The following is a 19,627-nucleotide window of genomic DNA, read 5'->3' on the forward strand; positions in this document are numbered from 1 at the left end:
GCGCGCAGCGAGCAGCGCGACCGCTCAGCGGCTGGAGCTTTCTGGGCATTCTGAGTGGTGTCGCCCGCGACGGTGAGTCAATCCGGTTTATAAGCGCGAGCGCTCAGCGGCTGGGGCTTTCCGGGTGTGCCGAGTGGTGTCGCCAGCGACGTGAACGGACCGTATTTATAAGCGCCAGCGCTCAACAGCTGGGACTCTGCACACGCTGAGTGGCGTCGCTTGCGACATCGATAGAGCGACCCCTCCAATGAATGAACGAATCCTAGTCGAAGCATCGCCTATGTCGAACTCGCCTTATTTTTAGTACGCACCCCACGACCACGGAGACATGTACGAAGTCGAGCTCAAGGTCCGGGCCGACCTCGACCGGGTGGAACGCCGGCTCGAGGAACTCGACGCCGCGGACCGCGGGGCGAAACGCCAGGTCGATACCTACTACGACGCGCCGCACCGGGATTTCGCCGAGACCGACGAGGCACTGCGCATCCGGGAGACGACGCCGCTCTCTGGGGAGGGCGAGGAAGACGACTCCGACCACGACGCGTCGACCTCGCTCACTTATAAAGGCCCGCTCGTCGAAGCGGCGTCGAAGACCAGGGAAGAGCACGAGACGACGGTGGCTGACCCCGCGGAGGCCCGTGCCATCTTCGACGGACTTGGGTTCGAGCCCGCCGCCGAGGTCCGGAAGGAGCGGCACTTCTACGAACTGGACGGGTACACGGTCACGCTCGACGACGTCGAAGGAGCCGGTCGCTTCGTCGAGGTCGAGCGCGAGGCCGACGCGGAGAGCCTCGAAGCCGTGCGTCGCGGCGCGGCCGACGTCTTAGAGCGGCTGGGCCTGGACGCAGCCGACCAGATCCGGACCTCCTATCTCGGGCTGATCCTCGCCGAGGAGGCGGAGTGACGGAGCTGGAGCGGCGAGCGGTAAAAATTACCATTCAATAACCTCGAAACATTACTCGGGGTCGTATGCTTTCCGCAAGTTATACTGCACCCCGTCCGGTACCTCGAGGTAATGGAACGGAACATTCAGGTTAGCCGCCTCGACCGGCGCGCGGTCGAGGACCAGGAGGTCGAAATCGTCGAGCGAAAGGGGATCGGGCATCCCGACTCCATCTGCGACGGCATCGCGGAGGCCGTCTCGCGCTCGCTCTCGCAGCTCTACCTCGACCGCGTCGGCAAGGTCCTCCACTACAACACGGACGAGACGCAGCTCGTCGCCGGCAGCGCTGCGCCCGCCTTCGGCGGCGGTGAAGTCATCGAGCCCATCTACATCCTCATCGTCGGCCGCGCCACGCGCCACTACGAGGGCCAGCAGATCCCCGTCGAGTCCACCGCGCTCGCGGCCGCCCGCGAGTACCTCGAGGAGACGGTTCCCGAGCTCGAGTACGGCACCGACGTCGTCGTCGACGTGAAGCTCGGCGAGGGCTCCGGCGACCTCCAGGACGTCTTCGGCGAGGAGACCCAGCAGGTCCCGATGGCCAACGACACCTCCTACGGCGTCGGCCACGCCCCGCTCACGGAGACGGAGACCATCGTCCACACCGCCGAGCGCGAGCTCAACACGACGTACGCCGACGAGCACCCCGAGCTCGGCCCCGACGTGAAGATCATGGGCAAGCGCGAGGGCGACCGCATCGACATCACCGTCGCCGCCGCGATGGTCGACGCGTACATCGACGACCTCGACGAGTACGACGCGGCCGTCGGCGACGTCCGCGAGTTCGTCGAGTCCATCGCGCACGACCACACCGACCGCGAGATCCACGTCGACGTCAACACCGCCGACGAGTACGAGGAGGGCTCCATCTACCTCACCGTGACCGGTACCTCCGCCGAGCAGGGCGACGACGGCTCCGTCGGCCGCGGCAACCGCGCGAACGGGCTCATCACGCCGAACCGCCCGATGTCGATGGAGGCGACCTCCGGCAAGAACCCCGTCAACCACATCGGGAAGATCTACAACCTGCTGTCAACCGAGGTCGCGCAGTCCGTCACCGCCGAGGTCGACGGCATCCGGGACCTGCAGATCCGCCTGCTCTCGCAGATCGGCCGGCCGATCGACGAGCCGCACGTCGCGGACGCCCAGATCGTCACCGAGGAGGACGTCGACCTCGCGGACATCGAGGACGAGGTCGTCGAGATCTTCGACGAGGAGCTCGCGAACGTCACCGACGTGACGCGCCGAGTCATCGAGGGCGACGTCTCGACGTTCTAACGCGGAGAGAAGACCGGCTCAGCCTCGTCGGCTGGATCGGACCATAATCGCTTTCCCCGCAGGGCGGCTGCATCCGGGTATGACGCAGGTGTGTCTCGTGGGCGACCCGGAGGTGACCCTCGACTACGAACTGCTCTCCCGCGAGACCGCGCGCGAGGCGCTGTCGACGTACGACATCTCGGAACCCTTCTGGAACAGCCTCGCGGTCGACACCGTGAGCCTCGGCGCGGCCGTCGCGCTCTGTAACGACCTCAACTGGTACCTCGTCCGCTTCGTCGACGAGGTACTCATCAAGGAGCCATCGGTCTCCGAAACGGAGTGGCTCTCCCGCGAGCTCGCACGCGAGGTCCGCGACGGCGACGTGCGCCCGGAGGAGACGGACCAGCGACTGAAGGTGTTCGGCCTCGAGGACGGCAAACTGGTCGAGCCGATGTACGTCGTCCGCAATCAGGGCGAGGTGCCGGCATACGACCTGCGCGACGTCGACGAGACGGTCGTCGTCCGCGTCAGCGAGTCGGAGTTCGGCGGCTGAGTCTCGCTCCGCTCCGATCCGCTCCCGCCGCCCTCGACGGCAAGCCCTACTGCGGGTCGAACATCCCCGTCGACATGTAGCGCTCCCCGCTGTCCCAGAAGACGGTGAGCACGAGCGGTTCCTCGCCCGCGTACTCGCCGGACTCGCGGAGCTCCTCGGCGACGGCTTTGGCCTTCAGGTTGGACGCGCCCGAGGACTGACCGACGAGGATCCCCTCCTCCTGCGCGAGGCGGCGACATTCGGCCTCGGCTGCCTCGAGTTCGACCGTATGCACCTCGTCGACGAGGTCGACGTCGAGGTTCGGCGAGACGAAGCCGGGGCCCATCCCCTGGAAGGAGTCCCCGGTCGGTTTCTCCCCGGAGAGCACGGCGCTCTCGGCGGGCTCGACGGCGTCGATGCGGACGTCGGGCCACTCCTCGCGGAGGCGACGCCCGATGCCCGTGATCGTGCCGCCGGTGCCGACGCCGACGACGAAGGCGTCCACGGCGCGCTCGCCCACCTGATCGACCACCTCCTCGCCGGTCGTCTCGTAGTGGGCCTGCGGGTTCGCGGGGTTTTCGAACTGCCGCGGCTGGAACATCCCCTCGTCGGCTTCGAGTTCGTCGGCACGCTCCCGCGCGTCGGTGATGTCGCCCTCGACGAGCTCGATGGTCGCGCCGTACGCGCGCATGATCCGTCGGCGCTCCGGCGACTTCGAGGACGGCATGACGAGCGTCACGTCGTATCCCTTCGCGGCGCCGACCATCGCGAGGCCGATGCCCGTGTTCCCGGAGGTGGCCTCGACGATGCCGTCGCCGTGCTCCAGCTCACCCTGGTCCTCGGCGGCCCGGATCATGAAAAGCGCCGGGCGGTCCTTGGCGGACCCGCCGGGGTTCTGTGACTCGTCCTTCGCCGCGACGGTGGTCCCGGGCGGGGAATCGACCCGGACGAGGTCCGATCCGATGGTGTCCAGAATGCTCTCGTCCATTTGACGGTGATTGGAGTCCCGGACTTAAACGACCACGGGACTGCGGCAAGTGGCTGTCCTGCCCCCGACCGTCGGCAAAACCCCGTCACCGGCACCGTCGCCGGCACCGTCGCCGGCACCGTCGGGCACGTGTCGGGCTCCCCGGCGCAAAGATTATTATCGGGTGCGAGAACACGAAACTATCTCCGCGATGAGTACGAACCTCTGGAAGGTCGTTCGGTTGCCGTGGGACGCGATCGAGTACACGTACCGTGAACTGCGCAAGGAGCTGTTCAGCGGCGCGCGCCCGACCGGCCGGTACTTCCTCGTCGACGCCGAGCTCGAGACCATCCGCGCGGCACTCGGCGACCGGTCGTACGCGCCGAACTGGGAGTTCTCCTACTACAAGCGCGGGGAGATCCTCAACCTCGCCCGCATCACGTACGAGGAGCGGGCCGTCGACCGGACGACCTACACCTGGTGGCAGACGCACGTGCGCGGCTGGGACCACCCGGAGGGGGTCGCGCTCCACGCCCACTGGGAGCTCGAACCCACCGAGCACCCGGACGAACACCTCGACGGCACGGGCTTCGACTTCGAGCGCGGCATGTCGAACCTCAAGGGAGCCCTCGAGGACGGCGACCTCGATTACCGGGAGATCGAGATCGAGTAGCCACTGGGGCTGTGGCTGCCCGCTGGCGGAGCGTCACCCGACCGACCCCAGTCGCATGCGACGTTCGCCGTCGTCGCGTGCTTTAACCCCGGCTATCCCTTAGCGGGGCGTATGACACTCGAGACGATGCAGCCGAACCCGACGTGGAGCGAAGGCGGCTACGAGGACGCGGTCGAGGCCCTCGGCGCGGACGAGTACACGTTCAAGGTCTGGGGCGGCGACTGGTGTCCGGACTGCCGCCACCAGCTCCCCGACTTCGCCGCGGCGCTCGACGCTGCCGGCGTTCCGGAAGAGCGCATCGAGCACTACCCTGTCGAGAAGGCCGACGGCGGCAAGGTCGGCCCGGGCGTCGACGAGTACGACATCGAGCTGATCCCGACGGTAGTCGTCGAGCGCGACGGCGAGGAGGTCGCCCGCTTCGTCGAGGAGGAGGCCGTCCCCATCGCCGTCTACCTCGCGGACCAGCTCGCCGAGTCGGAAGCGACGGCCTGAGACGACCGCCGGCGACTGGCCGCTCTTTTAACTGTTCTCCCGCTGTTCCGGCGTGACGACGAGCTTCCCGACGGACTCGCGCTCCTGCATCGCCGCGAACGCGTCCCCGGTCTCCTCGAGCGAGAACGTCTCCTCGACTGCGGGCGTGAACGCGCCGTCGGCGACGAGCCCGACGAGCCGTTCCAGGTCTCCTTGCGTGCCCATCGTACTCCCGATTATTCGTTTGTGACCGAGGAACAGGTCGGGAACGTCGATCTCGGACGTGCCACCGGCCGTCCGACCACAGATCGCCATCCGCCCGCCGCGCTCGAGGACGTCCAGGCCGACCTGCGTGTACGCTCCACCGAGGTGGTTGAGCACGGCGGCGGCCGTCCCGACCTCGTCGACTGCCTCCCGAATCTCGTCCGGATCGGTACTTTGGATGGCGTGGTCCAGACCGAGCGACTCGACGCGGTCCAGTTTCGCTCGCGACGAGGAGGTCCCGACGGTCGTGGCGCCGAGTGCCGTTGCCAGCTGCACGCCGGCGACGCCGACGCCGCCGGTCACGCCCGGAATGAACACCAGATCGCCCGGCCCGGCGTCGACCCGGCGGAGCATGTGGAAGGCGGTCATGTACGCCGTCGGGAGTGCGGCCGCCTCCACCATCCCCACGTCGTCCGGAAGTTCGACGAGTCGGTCCGCCTGCACGCGGGCTGACTCGGCGAGGCCGCCGTGGTACAGCGAGAAGTTCTCACACAGGTTCTCCGGTCCCTCTCGGCAGTACTGACACGTCCCGCAGGTCTCGTTCGGGCACAGGACGACGCGGTCGCCGGGCTCGACGGCGGTGACGTCCTCGCCGACGGCCGCGACGGTCCCTGCGACGTCGAGGCCGGTGACGAACGGCAGGTCGTCCGCGTCGACCATGGCGGAGTCGCCCTCGAGGATCCAGAGGTCGTGCCGGTTGATCGCGCACGCCTCGACGTTGACCACCGCCTCGCCGCGGTCGGGGTCTAGGGTCGGCTGATCGATGATCGAGACGCCCTCCGGGCCGGTGAGTTCGCTGAAAGCTGCTGCTCGCATCGGGTCGGCCGTCGGTCCGCAATGGCTTAAACCGTACCGACGGGTCCACCGGTGTTCGGTGCCGTTCGACAGTCCTCATTTAAAAGTGCGACGCGGACTGGACCGGGCAGTCGCCGGCGTCAGGGCCAGGTGCCGCCCTGCTCGAACGCGTCGAGGACGCGCTCGATGGCGACGACGTAGGCCGCGGTCCGCAGGTTCGGCGTGTCGTGCTCCTCGTAGGCGTCGATGAGCCCGTCGAAGGCGTCGCAGATGACCGCCTCGAGCTCGTCGTTGACGCGCTCCTCCGTCCAGCTGAAGCGCTGTCGGTTCTGGACCCACTCGAAGTAGGAGACGGTGACACCGCCGGCGTTCGCGAGGATGTCCGGGACGACCCACGTGTTACTCCCCGTGAGCACGTCGTCCGCGCCGGGCGTCAGCGGGCCGTTGGCGGCCTCGACGACGACGTCGGCCTGGACCTCCTCGGCGATCTCGGCGTCGATGGCGTTCTCGAGCGCCGCCGGGATGAGGAGGTCGACGTCCAGCGTCAGCAGGTCCTCGTTGGAGATCTCCTCGACGGCCTCGTCGTGGCCGCTGACGGAGCCGGTCTCGGTCTTGAACGCCTTCACGTCGCGCGCGTCGAACCCGCGGGGGTTGTAGATGCCGCCGGAGGAGTCGGAGACGGCGACGATGTTCGCGCCCAGGTCCTCGAGGAGCTTGGCGGCGACGGAGCCGGCGTTCCCGTACCCCTGCACGGCCACGGAAGTGCCCTCGATCTGTTCGCCGAGGTAGTCGAAGACCTCCCGGGCGGTGATCATGACCGAGCGGCCGGTCGCCTCGACGCGACCCTCCGAGCCGCCCGAGTCGATGGCCTTGCCCGTGATGACGCCCGGCGCCGTCGTGTTCTCCAGGGTCTCGTAGGTGTCTTTGATCCAGTTCATCTCGCGCTGGCCGGTGTTCACGTCCGGCGCGGGCACGTCGCGGTCCTCGCCGATGATCGGGCGCAGCTCCGTCGCGAAGGCCCGGGTGATCCGCTCGAGCTCGTCCTCGGAGTACTGTTCGGGGTCGATCTCGATGCCGCCCTTGCCGCCGCCGTACGGGATGTCGACGACGGCGCACTTGTACACCATCCAGCCCGACAGCGCCTTCACCTCGTCGCGGGTGACGCCCGGGTGGTAGCGGATGCCGCCCTTATACGGCCCGCGGTCGCCGTTGAACTGCGAGCGGAACGCGCGCAGCGTCTCGAGGGAGCCGTCGTCGCGCTCGAAGGTCAGGTTGGTTTCGAGCACTCGCTCGGGGTTCTTGAGCCGCTCGAGGACGCCGTCGTCGGCGTCGATATACGCCGACGCGTCGTCGATCTGTTCCTGCAGGCTCTCGAACGGATTGGCCTCGTTCGCCATAGTTGATCCGGCAGGTTAGCGTGAGTTAACAGTGTCGCTTGACCTCCTCCCGCTCCTGAAGACGCGGGAATCCCACCACGGGATTTCAGGCCGAGCGTCTGCTCGTCCCTACGGTTTCAAGACGCATCCGTTCCAAGCGTCCTCTGCTGGGTTCCAGCATCGGCTTGGCTGTCTTGCGGCGCGGTCAAACGCGCCCCATCCTCAGCCGAGTCATCGTCGTTCTCGTATTCTCTGGAACGACTCTCTCCGCTGAGGTAGCGGTCTGCAATGTTCACCGCTCCGTTCACGTCCGCTTGGTACTCACCCAACCAGCAAGCGTCGTTCGAGCATTTGAACGTTGCCTGCCGTGGACGATGCCCTACCTCTCCGCAAGCGTGGCATTCCTTCGAGGTGTTACGTGGATTCACCGTCTCGACGGGGATGCCCATCTCGACGGCCTTGTAGCGTATCTGGGCGTGGAGTTTGGCGAACCCCCATCCGTGGAGACGGCGGTTCATGTACTCCCCGTAGTCCATCGACTCCCGTATGTACGTCAGGTCTTCCAGAACCAGAACGGGATTCTCGACGGACTCGGCATACTCCACGACTTCGCGGGTGACACGGTGGAACACGTCGTCTATCTGGCTCCACAGGTCGTCACCGAATGACTCTGCGATGCGCTCGCTTCCACGCTTCTGAAGTCGTCGTTTAGCGGTGAAGTAGGTTTTGCGAAGCCGACGAACGGTTGTGCCTTCGTCGGCCCACAGTTCGGGAGCGGTCGGGTAACCGTGGTCGTCGCGGTGACACACCGTGACGAGCGACGCTTCCCCAATATCGACACCGATGGATGTCCGTTCTTCGGCAGACGCATCGGGACCCTCCTCCACGTCGCGGGTGGCGGTGACGTGGAGATACCACGTTCCGTCCCGCTCGAATAGCCGACTTTCGCCCATCTCCGCGTCACCCGCGTGCAATGCTTCCAGCCAGTCCCGCTGTTCGGGGTTCGGTTGTGCCGGCGTCCAGAGGTGGTAGTCCTCGTGATGCGGGATCTTGATGTACCACTCGATGTCGTTCTCGGGCTTGTGATCGAGTCGAAGCCCCTCGTTCGTGAACCGAACAGGATGGTCGGCGTGAAGGTCTTCCGCACCGTAGGTCGTCGTCAGTTGCGGGACGTACTTCTTGAGCGCGTTCTTCGCGTACCCGCTCAGGCCGTAGTTGACCACCACGTCATTCGCTTCGGCCTGCGTCGTGCAACAAGCGTCGAAGGCATCGGCAAGGGCCTTCTGATAGGCGTCCCGCGTCTCGCGGAGTTTCCTCCGTTTGTGTGCGTTCGGATCTACCAGTTTCAGTTCCAGCGTCTTTGTGAGTTCAGTCATGTGTCGCCCTCCTCGTGACGCTGGATGTAGTCCTGAACCGTCTCACTGGAGACATGGCCCGCTGTCCCTACGTAATAGCCTCTAACCCAGCCGATTTTCTCACCTTCGTGGTCGGCGTAGCGGTGGTTGTACTTCCGCGAGGAAATCCCCTTGAACCAGTTGGCGAGAAGGGACGGAGCGTGTTTTGGTGGGCTACTGACGAATAGGTGGACGTGGTCGGGCTGAACGGTGAGGTCAAGAATTTCGAGGCCCTTGTCGTCGGCAATTTCGTGGAGGATGGTTCGCACACGGTCTGTGACCTCGTTGACGAGTACCGAGTTGCGGTACTTCGGCAACCACACTATGTGATAGTTGAGGTTATATGTAGCGTACCGTGTGGTCTTCATCCGTCCTGTACACTATAGCATACGGCATGTTAATACTGATGGTGAATCGGGAGAAATACAGCTATAGCGTCGTCGGTAGAGGTGTACGCTATCGGCCGCTTGACCACCGCCTGAGGACGGGGGTGTGCGCTCGTAACTCTATAGACCTATTAGAGCCAAAGTAACGCGCGTTCTCATGCACCGATGCCGCAAGACTGCGCTGAGCTGACGGCGAGACGCTGTCTGCGACCTACTCCTCGCGGATGCCGGCCGCTTCGGCTCGCGCGATGACCTGCTCGGCCTGCGCGATGAGCGGGGCGTCGATCATCTCGCCGTCGACCTCGAATACCGCTTTCTCCCCGTCCCCCGATGCCGCCTCGCGGGCGTCGAGGACGCGCTCGGCCCACTCGACCTGCTCGGGCTCGGGCGTGAACGCGTCGTTGATCGGGCCGACCTGGGTCGGGTGGATAGCCATCTTGCCGTCGTAGCCGAGTTCGACCGCGAAGGCGGCGTCGTCGGCGAGGCCCTCCGCATCCGAGAAGTCGGTAAAGACCGTGTCGATGGCGTCGACGCCGGCGGCCGCGGCCGCGAGGACGACGTGCTCGCGCGCGTGCAGCACCTCCGTCCCCTCCTCGGTTCGCGTCGCGCCGACGTCGGCCGCGAGGTCCTCGGCACCGAACAGGAGCGCGCTCGTCGGGTCGGCGGCGGCGACGTCTTCCGCACGCAGGATCCCGGTCGCCGTTTCGACGAGCGCGAACACCGCGGGGTCGAGGTCGTGCTCGCGACACAGCGCTCGGACATCCCGGACGCGCTGGGCGGATTCGACCTTCGGGAGCATCACGGCGTCGAGCCGGAGCTCGCCGCCGATGCCGTCGGCGGTCAGCGCGTCGAGGTCGGCGGCGACCTCGCTGCCCGTCAGCCGAACGCAGACCTCCGCGTCCGGGTCGAACGCCGGGTCCGTCAGGACGTCGCGGACCGCCGCGCGGGCCTCGCCCTTCGCGGTCGGGGCGACGGCGTCCTCGAGGTCGAAGCAAACGACGTCGGCGCCGCTGCCGGGGGCCTTCCGCAGCAGCTCCGGTTCGTCGCCGGGGGAGAACAGCAGGCTTCGGCGTGGCATACTCCAAGGTCGTCGGGTCCGGGCTTAAAAGGGACGACCGGGTGTGGGCAGTGGCCGGAAGCTGGCGACGGCTCGCCCGCTGGCGACAGGCCTAAGCCGGAGAGTTCCGACGGGCCGCGTATGACCGGACTGTATTACGAGGCGTTCGAAGTCGGCGAGACGATCGAGCACGGGAAACGGCGGACCGTCAGCGAGTCCGACAACCAGGACTTCTGTGACATGACGATGAACCAGCAGCCGCTCCACCTCGACGCGGACTTCGCCGCGGACACGCAGTTCGGCGAGCGCCTGGTGAACGGCCTCTACACGATGTCGCTGGCGGTCGGGCTCTCGATTCCGGACACGACCGACGGGACCATCGTCGCGAACCTCTCGTACGACGACGTCGAGCATCCGAACCCCGTATTTATCGGCGACACGATCTACGCGCAGTCGACGGTGACGGACAAGCGGGAGACCAGCGACGGCGACCGCGGCGTCGTCACCATGCGCGTCGAGGCGTTCAAGGTCGCGGACGAAGACGACGAGGAGGACCCCCTCGTCTGCGAGTTCGACCGCACGGTCCTCTCGCTGAAGGCCGAAAACGCCGACTGAACCGCGGCGACGGCGGATCGCGTCGGCCCCCGAGTTCTTCTCCGAAGCCGCACAACGGACCAGTGTGTCCAGCTCCGACTCCACCCCCCTCGACGGCCTCGCAGCGGCGTATCGGCGCCTCGTCAACCTGCTCGCGGCCCGGGGGCCGTCCCCGACGGCGACCGCTCGCGTCGGACTCGGGGCGATGATCCTGCTCGCGGGCGTCCACAAGCTCGTCGCTCCCGGGGCGTGGACGCCCTACGTCGTCCCCTGGTTCGCGGCGCTGCTCCCGATGTCGCCGCCGACGTGGATGCTGCTGAACGGCTGGCTGGAGATCCTCTTTGCGCTTCCCGTACTCGCGAACCGCCGGGTGACTCCCTTCGCGGCGTTCATCGCCGGGTCGTTGCTCGCGACGGTCGGGTATCTCGTCGTGGCGGTCCTCGGTACGCCGTCGGCGACGGTGCAGGGGCTGTTCGGCCTCGCGCTCGTCCGGGATGTCGGGCTCGCCGCGCTCGCGGTCGCCGTGACCGTCGAGGCCGCACAGGAGGCGTCCGGGGCAGACGAGGGTTAGGTGTCCGAGTCGCCCGCCGGGTCGGACCGCGCTTCGCCCGCCGGCTCCTCGACACCGGTCTCGACGACGCGGAATCCGCCCGTCTCCGCGCGGCCGGAGAGTTCCCGCTGCGGGAAGGGGATCTTGATACCCTCCGCCTCGAAGGCGCTTTTGACCTCGTAGATGGCGCCGCGGATCGCCCGCCACTTGTGCTGGGGCGTCGGGCGGTCGATCCAGAACCGCATCTCGAGGACGACCGCGCTGTCCCCGAACGTCGTCGGCACGACGTTCGGCGCCGGGTTGTTGACGATGGCGTCGACATCCTCGATCGTCTCCAGCGCGAGCTCAGCGGCGCGCTGGGGGTCGGTCTGGTAGTCGACGCCGACCTCCAGTCGGAGGCGGAGCTGGCCCTCCTGCGAGAGGTTACGGACGACACTGTCGCCGACCTTGTCGTTGGGGATGGCGACGTCGACGCCGTCGAAGCTCCGGAGCCGGGTGGTGATGATGCTGATCTCCGTGACGATCCCCTCCTGGTCGCCGATCTCGACCCAGTCGCCGATCTCGAAGGGGCGGGAGAACATCAGGACGACGCCGGCGACGAGCGATCCGATCGTCTGTCTTGCCGCGAGGCCGACGACGATGCCGAGGAAGCCGGCCCCGACGAAGAGCCCGCTCAGGTCGACCTGCCAGAGCGTGAGCACCGAGAAGCCGACGAGCGTGAAAAGCGAGAGCTGGACCATCCGGAAGATGATCTGCTCGTGATGCGGGCTCACGCGTTCCGTCTCGCGCGTCATCTCGTGGATGAGGTCGCGCAGCACCTCGGCGCCGACGTAGGCGCCGAAGAACAGCAGGAACGTCACCGCGAGTCGGCCGAGGTGCGGGACGAGCGAGCTCACGCGTGCGAACAGCCCCATTGCCAGACTCCACCGCCCCCAGACGAGGAACAGCGACAACCCGACGAGCGCGTAGACGACGAGCTGGAGCCCCCGAATGAGGACCGTGATCGGCGTGCGCCACGGGAACGATTCGGAGAAGGCGTCGATGGCTTCGGCGGTCCGTCCGGTCGCACGGTTCCGGACCGCGGCGACGCCCCGGCGGGTCAGCCATGGAATGAGCTGGCGGGCGACTGCGAGCGCGGCGAGCAGGAGGACGGTCGTCGCGACGAGCCGGGCTTCCGTCGTGGTGAAACTGCCGAGGAACTCCCTCGTCACCTGGACGAAAGCGAGCGTCATACCCGAAAGAGGGCGATCATCCTTTTGAAGGTTCGGGGACGCCCCCGACCGTCGACGGCGACTACAGGATCGTCCCGTGCTTCTTGTCGGGCAGCTCCTTGTCGACCTCGGCGTAGAAGTCGAACCGCTGGACGAGCTCGTCACGGAGCGTCGACGGCGGCACGACCTCGTCGATGACGACCTCGCTAGCCATCCGTTTGGCGTCGATGTCCTCGCGGTACTCCTCGCGGAGCTCCTGCTCGCGGCGCTTCCGCTCCTCGGGGTCGTCGATGGCGTCGAGCTTGTTGGCGTAGACGGCGTTGATCGCAGCCTCCGGGCCCATGATCCCGATCTCGCCCGACGGGAGCGCGATGACGCTCTCGGGGTCGTAGGCCGGCCCGCCCATCGCGTAGATCCCCGCGCCGTACGCCTTCCGCGTGACGACCGTCTGCTTCGGCACCGTCGCCGACGACGTCGCGTAGATCATCTTCTTCCCCTTCTCGAGGATGGCGTCCTTCTCGACCTGCGAACCGGCCATGAATCCGGGGGTGTCACAGAGATACAGCAGCGGGATCTCGTAGGCGTCACAGGTCCAGATGAACTCCGCGGCCTTCTCCGCGGCGTCCGGGAAGATGGCCCCCGAACGCTCGGTCGGCTGGTTGGCGACGACGCCGACCGGCCGGCCGTCGATGCGGCAGAACGCCGTGACGATCTCCTTCCCGTAGCCGGACTTCAGCTCGAAGACGGATTCGGCGTCCGCGATCCGGTCGAGCAGGTCGTGGACGTCGTACGCGCGGTTCGGCGACTCGGGGATCAGCTCGTCGATGCCCTCCGGCGAGTACTTCGGCGGCTTCGTCTCGGCCCGCGGCGGGTCCTCGCCGGCCTGGTCGGGGAGGTAGCCGACGAGGTCGGCGACGAGCTGGCGCGCGTGGGCCTCGTCGCGGGCGACGAGGTCCGCCGACCCGGACTCTTCGGCGTGGATCCGCGGGCCCCCGAGCTCGTCCATCTCGATCTCCTCGCCGGTGACCATCTTCACCATGCGCGGGGAGGCGATGGCCATCGCGGACATCCCCTCGACCATGACCGTGAAGTCGGCGAAGACGGGGGTATACGCCGCACCGGCGATACACGGGCCGTAGAGCACGCAGATCTGCGGCACGGCGCCGGAGAGCATCGAGTGGTTGTAGTAGTACTTCCCGATGCCCTCGCGGTTGGCGAAGAAGCCGGTCTGCTGGTCGATGCGGCCCCCGGAGGAGTCCATCAGGTAGAGGACGGGGTTCCCGGTCTTCAGCGCACGCTGTTGCATCCGGAGGAACTTCTCGACGCCCTTCTCGGCCATCGACCCGGCCTTTACCGTGAAGTCGTTGGCCATGAAGTGGACGTCGCGGCCCTCGAACTCCGCGGCGCCCGTGAGGAGCCCGTCACCGGGCACGCGGTCGCCCTCGTCGTAGTCCTCGACCTTCGGACTGTCCGGGTGCCAGTCGTCGAACGCGGCGAACTTTCCGTCCTCGAACTTGAGCCCCTCGGGCTCGCCGTCGGCCTCGCCGGTACCGCCGCTCCCGTCCTCCCCGCCGAACCAGAGGTCGAGCCGGTCGCGGACGAAGAGCTTGCCCTGGTCGGGGAGGCGCTCCTTGTACTTCTCCGGGCCGCCCTCGAGGATCTCCTCGATCTCCGCCTGGAGGGCTGCCTCGCGCTCCGTCGGCCCGAGGTCGTCCGCAAGGGGGTAGTCCGGCTCCGACGGCGCCGCCGACGCGGTCGGCTCCGCCGCCTCCCCGACGTGAACCTCGACGTCGACCCCGAGGTGGTCAGCGAGCGACTTGGCGATGGCTTCCGCCTCCTCGGCGGTCGCCCCCGCTCCGACGTGGACTTTCATACACGCAAATGTTACAGGGGGTTGCAAATGGTTTTCCATGCAGGACCGGGCGACGTCCGCTCCCCCGACGACTAATAAAAGAACCTCCCGATCAGTCGAGCGCGGCCTCGAGGCGCTCGATCAGCGCCTCGTTGCCGACGTGGACCGGGACGCGCTGGTGGAGCGATTCCGGGTCGGCGTCGAGGATGGATCCCTCGCCGGTCGAGGAGGCACCGCCGGCCCGCTCGACGACGAACGCCATCGGGTTCCCTTCGAACTGGAGGCGGAGCTTCCCCGAGGTGGCGCTCTCGAGAGCCGGGTAGGCGAAGATCCCGCCGTACGTGAGCACCTGATTCACGTCGCCGACCATGGCGCCGCCGTAGCGGAGCTTGAGCTCCGACTCCACCTCGCGGGCGTACATCGCAAAGTCGTCCGGCCAGTCCGGGACGCGCCCGCCGAAGCCGTAGACGGTTGGGTCCGCGGGGAGCCGGAGGTCCTCCTCGACGACCGTTCGCTGGACCCCCGTATCGGGCGTCTTTCCCGCCCGCTCGACGACCTCCTCGCGGATGCCGTCGCCGTCGGCGACGACCATCGTCGTGATCGGCCCGTAGAGGACGTAGCCGGCGGCGACGAGGTCCCGGCCCGAGGCCGGGAGCGGCGCGTCGTAGACGCCGACGATCGTCCCCATCGCGTTGTTCGACTGGAGGTTCGAGGAGCCGTCGAGGGGGTCGACGGCGACGTGGACGGCGTCGGACGCCGTCGCGTCGCCGACGGACTCCGGCTCGGCGGCTTCCTCGCTCGCGTACGTTGCGACGCCGTCGACGGCGCCGAGCCGCTCCCGCAGGAGGTCGTCGGCGTAGGCGTCCGCGGCCATCACCGTCTCGCCGGAGGGGTTCTCGACGTCGCTCTCGACGCGACGGCCCGGGAGCGCGGCCCGGACGTCCGGCGCAGTCTCGGCGACGACGTCGAAGACGTCCTCGACGACCATCACTAGAGGTTCTCGTCGTGGGACTCGCCTTTCGCGCGGCGGAGCGCCTTCCGCGCGGAGACCTCGTCGAAGATGACCGCCTCGAGCGCGTCGAGGAGCTCGATCGGGTTCTCCCGCTGGAAGATGTTCCGGCCGACGGCGAGGCCCTTGGCGCCGGCCTCGACGGCGCTCTCGACCGTCTCGAGGAACTGGAGGTCGTCCGTCTTCGAGCCGCCGGACATCACGACCTTCGTCGGGCCGGCCATGCGGACGGCCTCGGCCATCGCGTCGGGCGATCCGGGGTACTTCACCTTCGCGATGTCGGCGCCGAGCTCGAGCCCGAGCCGGGTCGCGTAGGCGATGGTCTCCGGCGCGGTGTCGTCGCGGAGCCCCTGCCCGCGCGGGTACGACCACATCACGACGCCCATGTCGTGGTCGCGGGCCGCCTCCTGCGCGTCGCGGAACCCCTCGGCCATCTCGATCTCGTGGTTCGAGCCGCCGTAGAGCGTGAACCCGATGGCGTCGGCGCCCAGCTCGTTCGCGTACTCGACGGAGCAGTTGACCGCGGAGTCGGGTTCGCCCATCCAGAGGTTCGAGGTCCCGTTGAGCTTTAAAAGGAGGGCGACGTCGTCCGCGTAGTCGTCGTAGTACGCCTCGGCGACGCCTTTCTGGACGGCCAGCGCGGTCACGGCGTCGTGACCGGCGAGCTCGAAGACCTGCTCGGGGTCCGCAGTCTCCGGGTTCGGCTCGAAGTCCACCGGGCCGTGTTCGAGCCCGTGGTCGTACGCCAAGATCAGTGCTTTCCCGTCCCGCGTGATGGCGTCGTCCGCGTCAGGTATCATCAGTTCGACGTGCGGTAAGATAGCTAAAAAGCGCTGTGGTGCGACTCTCTTCGAGAGCTGCGGAAACAGGACGAGGGAGTTTCGATACTCCGTCGTTATCATGACTACAGGAGCCCATAACGTCGGATTTGTTCTATCCGCACGGATCGTCATAAGACGGCGATACTACGTTGCCCGCCCTCCGAAGCGACACAGTTCTCCGGTGTTCCTGTAAAGAAAATTTACTGACTTTGTAGTGAGTTTTGCGATGATGCTGTCAGAAACAACCCCCGGTTTATTGTCACCAGCAAGAAAGCGATCACTGCAAGGCGTACCCGATACTCGTCGACGTTCGTTAGTGGTACCCCTCGCCAATAACGGAGACTCCTACTCTTCGGCGTCCCGGGCCGCCTCGTGCCACGTCGTAACACGCTCCTGATCGATGTCGAGCACGTCCGCGACGTGTTCCGGGTCGGCCGTCGCCAGACTGCGAACGGAGGTGATGCCGGCGTCCGCGAGCAGCTCCCTGGCCTCGTCGTCGACGGGAGCAAGGTCCGTCACGGGCGTCGGCTCCGACCGTTCCCGCCACGCAGCCTCTGCAGCGGCCGGGTCGCCGCTGCCATCGGCCTCCGCGTCCTGGACCGAGCCGTCGGCGTCTGCCGTCGCCGTGAAGTACGCGGCGTCGGCGCCGGCAGCCGGGGAGTCGTCCTGTTCGTCCGGGGTCCCCTCACTCGATGCGGCGACCCAGGCGTCCTCGTCGCTCGCGTCGGTGTCAGGCGTCCCGTCGTCGTCTGCTTCCTCCCAGTCGCCCGACGAGGAGGCCTCTACCCAGGCCGCCTCGTCGCTGCCGAGCCCGCGGACCTGCGCGGAGCGCTCGCTCAGCCCGTCGCCGGCCTCGAACGACCAGGAGAGCGAGTGCTCCCGACGGATCTTCGCCGCGACGCCCGGGTTGACGCCGGCGTCGACGAGCATCTGGTACGAGACGGCCTTGTCCGCCACGTCGTCCGCGGAGAACTCGGCGTCGGCAAACGCCCCGGCGGTCGCCGGCCCGATCCACTTCAGATCGGTCGGCTCCAGGTCGTCTGCCGTCGAGGCGTCAGTCACGAGTGGTCACCAGCTACCCGGACATGGACTAACGAGCCTTTTAACCTTTATGTGAGACATCACACACGATGGGGCCGAGTTAGCGATCAAACACCACGACGAAACGGTGCCATCCAATGGTTTTGGTCGTTAGCCAGGTTCGACGAGCGACTGGATGATCCCCCGACGCGGGGTTTCGCCATGCTTACGGTGAACCCCGGAACAGCACCAGCTATGCGAGACCTCTCCGACATCGAGACGGTCGGCGTCGTCGGCGCCGGCACGATGGGCAACGGCATCGCGCAGGTGACCGCGACGGCCGGGTACGACGTCGTGATGCGCGACATCCAGGAGGAGTTCGTGGAGAGCGGCTTCGAGAGCATCGAGTCGAGCCTCGACCGCCTCGCGGACAAGGGCGAGCTCGACGAGGACCCGAACGCGATCCGCGGCCGGATCACGGGCACGACCGAGCTCGAGGACCTCGCGGACGCGGACCTCGTGATCGAGGCCGCCGTGGAGAAGATGGACGTCAAGCAGGACATCTTCGCGGACCTGGAGGACGTGACCGACGAGGACGTCGTTCTCGCGACGAACACGTCGACGCTGTCGATCACGACCATCGCGAGCGCGACGGACCGCGCGGACCAGGTCATCGGGCTCCACTTCATGAATCCCGTGCCGATCATGACGGGCGTCGAGGTCGTCGTCGGGGAGCGCACCGCAGCCGACGTCGCCGACTTCGCGCACGTCTTCGCCGAGGACATCGGCAAGGAAACCTGGGAGTCCGACGACAAGCCCGGCTTCGTCACGAACCGGATCCTCATGCCCTGGATCAACGAGGGCGTCCGCGCCTTCGACGAGGGCGTCGCCACGAAGGAGGACATCGACAAGGGGATGAAACTCGGCACGAACGTGCCGATGGGCCCGCTCGAACTCGCGGACCACATCGGGCTTGACATCGTGCTCGACGCGAGCCAGACGCTGCACGAGGAGCTGGGCGACCGCTACAAGCCGGCCTACCTCGTCAAGCGAAAGGTCGACGCCGGCGACCTGGGGAAGAAGACGGGGAAAGGCTTCTACGAGTACGACTAAGCCGGGACGCCAGTTGCTACCCCCGCTTCAGGACGCCGTTCAGGACTCGCTTTCGTCGTCGTTGCTCGCCGTCCAGCGACGCGCGCCCGGCAGGACCCCGACGAGCTTCGTCACGTAGCCGAACTTGAACAGCCCGAGCTGCGAGAGCGCGCCGAGCACGAATACCGCCAGGAACAGCGGCGAGAGTGGGTCGAACATGAGCGGTTCGACGGTCAGCGCCTCCCGCGCGGCGGTGAAGTCGGCGACCGTCAGCGACCGGGTCGCGAAGGCGGCCCCGATGAACGCCGTCGAGAAGACGAGCGTGGTCTTCGTGAGGACGAACCCGAAGAGCGCGCCGACGGCGATGCCCGCGAGCGTCGCGCCCGCGAGGAAGATCGTCCCCTCCACGTAGAGCGGACCGACCGCGAACCGCCCGATGAACGCGCCGACGACGGCGCCGATCCCGAGGACGGCGAACGAGAGGCCGGCGTACGCGAGGAACGCGCCGACGGCACCGCCGACGAGTACCGCGCCGGCCGTGACGATCAATCCCTCGGCGCTGACGAAGCCGACGAGCGACGGCGCGAGGACGTAGCCCGCGCCCGCGCCGATGAGAAACCCGGTAAGCGAGACCGCGTACACCGACACGGCGGCGCCGACGAACGCGAGCAGGAGGCCCGCAAGGACGAGCCCGGCGTCGACGAGTTCGATCTGGAGCATACCTTTCGTTCGCTCGGCCTGATATAAAGAGATGGTGACGGTTCGACGGGTCCGCCGCCGTCAGTGCTCGACGAACTCGACGAGCACGCCGCCGGTGTCGCCAGGATGGAGGAACGCCACGTCGTGGCCCCACGCGCCGGGGCGCGGTTCCTCGTCGATGAGCCCGACGTCGAGGTCCCGGGCCGTCTCCAGCGCGCCAGCGACGTCGTCGGTTTCGAGTGCGACGTGGTGGATCCCGGGGCCGTTGCGCTCGAGGTAGTCGTCGATCGTGCCGCCCTCGGCTGGTTCCAGCAGCTCGAAGTAGCCGTTCTCCAGCTCCAGGAAGACGACGTGGAGGCCGTCGAACTGCTCCTCGTGCGCGACGGGCGCGTCGAGGAGGTTCTCGAACAGCGCCGCGAGCTCGGCCGCGTCCCGCGTTGCGATGCCGACGTGATCGAACTTCATGTTCGTGTGGCTCTGCGGAGACCGCTTAAACGCTCCCGTCTTTCTGTCTGGACATTGCGCGAGCTATGGTGTTGCTCGACATCTCTCAAAATCAGGGCTATCGTGCAATCGCGTTCTTCGATCGATCGCACGTCGACGAATGCAACAACACTCGGCATGTCCAGAAGGATCGAGCCGCTGAGGCGGTCGCATCTAAAAATAA

21 protein-coding genes are annotated in these 19,627 nt (G+C 67.1%); 8 read left to right on the top strand and 13 right to left on the bottom strand.

From position 1 onward, the window contains the following. Positions 1-328 precede the first annotated feature (328 nt). The 3 genes from cyaB to ACQE3M_RS06850 all read left to right on the top strand — a co-directional run bounded on the left by cyaB (position 329) and on the right by ACQE3M_RS06850 (position 2,750). Positions 329-904, top strand: coding sequence for a class IV adenylate cyclase (gene cyaB, locus ACQE3M_RS06840; protein ID WP_430504838.1), 576 nt, complete (start codon positions 329-331; stop codon positions 902-904). A 111-nt stretch (positions 905-1,015) separates the two neighbouring features. Next, positions 1,016-2,218, top strand: coding sequence for a methionine adenosyltransferase (locus ACQE3M_RS06845; RefSeq protein WP_430504840.1), 1,203 nt, complete (start codon positions 1,016-1,018; stop codon positions 2,216-2,218). A 79-nt stretch (positions 2,219-2,297) separates the two neighbouring features. Beyond that, positions 2,298-2,750 (top strand): DUF5804 family protein, encoded by a 453-nt coding sequence (locus ACQE3M_RS06850; RefSeq protein ID WP_430504842.1) that lies wholly within the window; start codon positions 2,298-2,300, stop codon positions 2,748-2,750. A gap of 46 nt (positions 2,751-2,796) precedes the next feature. Here the strand turns inward: ACQE3M_RS06850 and ACQE3M_RS06855 are convergent, their stop codons facing one another. Beyond that, positions 2,797-3,717 carry a PLP-dependent cysteine synthase family protein gene (locus ACQE3M_RS06855; protein ID WP_430504844.1) on the bottom strand — a complete coding sequence of 307 codons (921 nt, stop codon included), beginning with the start codon at positions 3,715-3,717 and terminating at the stop codon, positions 2,797-2,799. A 190-nt stretch (positions 3,718-3,907) separates the two neighbouring features. Between ACQE3M_RS06855 and ACQE3M_RS06860 the strand changes: the two genes are divergently transcribed. Next, positions 3,908-4,369, top strand: coding sequence for a hypothetical protein (locus ACQE3M_RS06860; RefSeq protein WP_430504846.1), 462 nt, complete (start codon positions 3,908-3,910; stop codon positions 4,367-4,369). 111 nt (positions 4,370-4,480) lie between these two features. Next, positions 4,481-4,861 (top strand): thioredoxin family protein, encoded by a 381-nt coding sequence (locus tag ACQE3M_RS06865; protein ID WP_430504848.1) that lies wholly within the window; start codon positions 4,481-4,483, stop codon positions 4,859-4,861. Between the two features lie 27 nt (positions 4,862-4,888). Here ACQE3M_RS06865 and ACQE3M_RS06870 read toward each other — a convergent pair whose 3' ends face one another. The 5 genes from ACQE3M_RS06870 to ACQE3M_RS06890 all read right to left on the bottom strand — a co-directional run bounded on the left by ACQE3M_RS06870 (position 4,889) and on the right by ACQE3M_RS06890 (position 10,133). Next, positions 4,889-5,920, bottom strand: a complete 1,032-nt coding sequence (locus tag ACQE3M_RS06870) for an alcohol dehydrogenase catalytic domain-containing protein (protein WP_430504850.1) — start codon at positions 5,918-5,920, stop codon at positions 4,889-4,891. 119 nt (positions 5,921-6,039) lie between these two features. Then, positions 6,040-7,296, bottom strand: coding sequence for a Glu/Leu/Phe/Val family dehydrogenase (locus ACQE3M_RS06875; protein WP_430504852.1), 1,257 nt, complete (start codon positions 7,294-7,296; stop codon positions 6,040-6,042). Between the two features lie 116 nt (positions 7,297-7,412). After that, on the bottom strand, positions 7,413-8,651 hold the full coding sequence (locus ACQE3M_RS06880) for an RNA-guided endonuclease InsQ/TnpB family protein (RefSeq protein ID WP_430504854.1): 1,239 nt from the start codon (positions 8,649-8,651) through the stop codon (positions 7,413-7,415). Next, complete coding sequence (tnpA, locus tag ACQE3M_RS06885; RefSeq protein ID WP_430504856.1) at positions 8,648-9,037, bottom strand: IS200/IS605 family transposase; 390 nt, start codon at positions 9,035-9,037, stop codon at positions 8,648-8,650. The genes ACQE3M_RS06880 and tnpA overlap by 4 nt, the downstream gene beginning before the upstream one ends. 229 nt (positions 9,038-9,266) lie before the next feature. Then, positions 9,267-10,133: an HpcH/HpaI aldolase/citrate lyase family protein gene (locus ACQE3M_RS06890; RefSeq protein WP_430504858.1), complete on the bottom strand. Its 867-nt coding sequence runs from the start codon at positions 10,131-10,133 to the stop codon at positions 9,267-9,269. A gap of 120 nt (positions 10,134-10,253) precedes the next feature. On the opposite strand from ACQE3M_RS06890, the gene ACQE3M_RS06895 reads away from it, so the two are divergent. Together ACQE3M_RS06895 and ACQE3M_RS06900 are read left to right on the top strand one after the other, a co-directional pair. After that, complete coding sequence (locus ACQE3M_RS06895) at positions 10,254-10,727, top strand: MaoC family dehydratase (RefSeq protein ID WP_430504860.1); 474 nt, start codon at positions 10,254-10,256, stop codon at positions 10,725-10,727. A gap of 64 nt (positions 10,728-10,791) precedes the next feature. Beyond that, complete coding sequence (locus tag ACQE3M_RS06900) at positions 10,792-11,277, top strand: DoxX family membrane protein (RefSeq protein ID WP_430504861.1); 486 nt, start codon at positions 10,792-10,794, stop codon at positions 11,275-11,277. Here ACQE3M_RS06900 and ACQE3M_RS06905 read toward each other — a convergent pair. The 5 genes from ACQE3M_RS06905 to ACQE3M_RS06925 form a co-directional block, all read right to left on the bottom strand. Beyond that, the gene (locus ACQE3M_RS06905) at positions 11,274-12,488 is read right to left on the bottom strand and encodes a mechanosensitive ion channel family protein (protein ID WP_430504862.1); all 1,215 of its coding nucleotides are present in this window, start codon (positions 12,486-12,488) and stop codon (positions 11,274-11,276) included. The genes ACQE3M_RS06900 and ACQE3M_RS06905 overlap by 4 nt on opposite strands. Positions 12,489-12,549: 61 nt before the next feature. Continuing rightward, positions 12,550-14,340 (bottom strand): acyl-CoA carboxylase subunit beta, encoded by a 1,791-nt coding sequence (locus tag ACQE3M_RS06910; protein ID WP_430504863.1) that lies wholly within the window; start codon positions 14,338-14,340, stop codon positions 12,550-12,552. 91 nt (positions 14,341-14,431) lie between these two features. After that, positions 14,432-15,307 carry a class 1 fructose-bisphosphatase gene (locus ACQE3M_RS06915; protein ID WP_430504864.1) on the bottom strand — a complete coding sequence of 292 codons (876 nt, stop codon included), beginning with the start codon at positions 15,305-15,307 and terminating at the stop codon, positions 14,432-14,434. 2 nt (positions 15,308-15,309) lie between these two features. Then, on the bottom strand, positions 15,310-16,128 hold the full coding sequence (locus tag ACQE3M_RS06920) for a class I fructose-bisphosphate aldolase (protein WP_430504865.1): 819 nt from the start codon (positions 16,126-16,128) through the stop codon (positions 15,310-15,312). A 366-nt stretch (positions 16,129-16,494) separates the two neighbouring features. Then, positions 16,495-17,211: a DUF7409 domain-containing protein gene (locus ACQE3M_RS06925; protein ID WP_430504866.1), complete on the bottom strand. Its 717-nt coding sequence runs from the start codon at positions 17,209-17,211 to the stop codon at positions 16,495-16,497. A 213-nt stretch (positions 17,212-17,424) separates the two neighbouring features. Between ACQE3M_RS06925 and ACQE3M_RS06930 the strand changes: the two genes are divergently transcribed. Continuing rightward, the gene (locus ACQE3M_RS06930) at positions 17,425-18,282 is read left to right on the top strand and encodes a 3-hydroxyacyl-CoA dehydrogenase family protein (RefSeq protein WP_430504867.1); all 858 of its coding nucleotides are present in this window, start codon (positions 17,425-17,427) and stop codon (positions 18,280-18,282) included. 39 nt (positions 18,283-18,321) lie between these two features. Here the strand turns inward: ACQE3M_RS06930 and ACQE3M_RS06935 are convergent, their stop codons facing one another. Further along, positions 18,322-18,981: a phosphate ABC transporter permease gene (locus ACQE3M_RS06935; protein WP_430504868.1), complete on the bottom strand. Its 660-nt coding sequence runs from the start codon at positions 18,979-18,981 to the stop codon at positions 18,322-18,324. A gap of 60 nt (positions 18,982-19,041) precedes the next feature. Then, positions 19,042-19,425, bottom strand: a complete 384-nt coding sequence (gene mce / locus ACQE3M_RS06940; RefSeq protein WP_430504869.1) for a methylmalonyl-CoA epimerase — start codon at positions 19,423-19,425, stop codon at positions 19,042-19,044. Positions 19,426-19,627 lie beyond the last annotated feature (202 nt).

The organism is Halosubterraneus shenae, from assembly GCF_050510935.1.
In the GTDB taxonomy this organism is placed as follows: Archaea; Halobacteriota; Halobacteria; order Halobacteriales; family Haloferacaceae; genus JBDGPU01.

Bases quoted from the DNA above. Each gene is read 5' to 3' on its own strand.
- cyaB (WP_430504838.1), top strand. From the start codon at position 329: ATGTACGAAGTCGAGCTCAAGGTCCGGGCCGACCTCGACCGGGTGGAA.
- ACQE3M_RS06845 (WP_430504840.1), top strand. From the start codon at position 1,016: ATGGAACGGAACATTCAGGTTAGCCGCCTCGACCGGCGCGCGGTCGAG.
- ACQE3M_RS06850 (WP_430504842.1), top strand. From the start codon at position 2,298: ATGACGCAGGTGTGTCTCGTGGGCGACCCGGAGGTGACCCTCGACTAC.
- ACQE3M_RS06855 (WP_430504844.1), bottom strand. From the start codon at position 3,717: ATGGACGAGAGCATTCTGGACACCATCGGATCGGACCTCGTCCGGGTC.
- ACQE3M_RS06860 (WP_430504846.1), top strand. From the start codon at position 3,908: ATGAGTACGAACCTCTGGAAGGTCGTTCGGTTGCCGTGGGACGCGATC.
- ACQE3M_RS06865 (WP_430504848.1), top strand. From the start codon at position 4,481: ATGACACTCGAGACGATGCAGCCGAACCCGACGTGGAGCGAAGGCGGC.
- ACQE3M_RS06870 (WP_430504850.1), bottom strand. From the start codon at position 5,920: ATGCGAGCAGCAGCTTTCAGCGAACTCACCGGCCCGGAGGGCGTCTCG.
- ACQE3M_RS06875 (WP_430504852.1), bottom strand. From the start codon at position 7,296: ATGGCGAACGAGGCCAATCCGTTCGAGAGCCTGCAGGAACAGATCGAC.
- ACQE3M_RS06880 (WP_430504854.1), bottom strand. From the start codon at position 8,651: ATGACTGAACTCACAAAGACGCTGGAACTGAAACTGGTAGATCCGAAC.
- tnpA (WP_430504856.1), bottom strand. From the start codon at position 9,037: ATGAAGACCACACGGTACGCTACATATAACCTCAACTATCACATAGTG.
- ACQE3M_RS06890 (WP_430504858.1), bottom strand. From the start codon at position 10,133: ATGCCACGCCGAAGCCTGCTGTTCTCCCCCGGCGACGAACCGGAGCTG.
- ACQE3M_RS06895 (WP_430504860.1), top strand. From the start codon at position 10,254: ATGACCGGACTGTATTACGAGGCGTTCGAAGTCGGCGAGACGATCGAG.
- ACQE3M_RS06905 (WP_430504862.1), bottom strand. From the start codon at position 12,488: ATGACGCTCGCTTTCGTCCAGGTGACGAGGGAGTTCCTCGGCAGTTTC.
- ACQE3M_RS06910 (WP_430504863.1), bottom strand. From the start codon at position 14,340: ATGAAAGTCCACGTCGGAGCGGGGGCGACCGCCGAGGAGGCGGAAGCC.
- ACQE3M_RS06915 (WP_430504864.1), bottom strand. From the start codon at position 15,307: ATGGTCGTCGAGGACGTCTTCGACGTCGTCGCCGAGACTGCGCCGGAC.
- ACQE3M_RS06920 (WP_430504865.1), bottom strand. From the start codon at position 16,128: ATGATACCTGACGCGGACGACGCCATCACGCGGGACGGGAAAGCACTG.
- ACQE3M_RS06930 (WP_430504867.1), top strand. From the start codon at position 17,425: ATGCGAGACCTCTCCGACATCGAGACGGTCGGCGTCGTCGGCGCCGGC.
- ACQE3M_RS06935 (WP_430504868.1), bottom strand. From the start codon at position 18,981: ATGCTCCAGATCGAACTCGTCGACGCCGGGCTCGTCCTTGCGGGCCTC.
- mce (WP_430504869.1), bottom strand. From the start codon at position 19,425: ATGAAGTTCGATCACGTCGGCATCGCAACGCGGGACGCGGCCGAGCTC.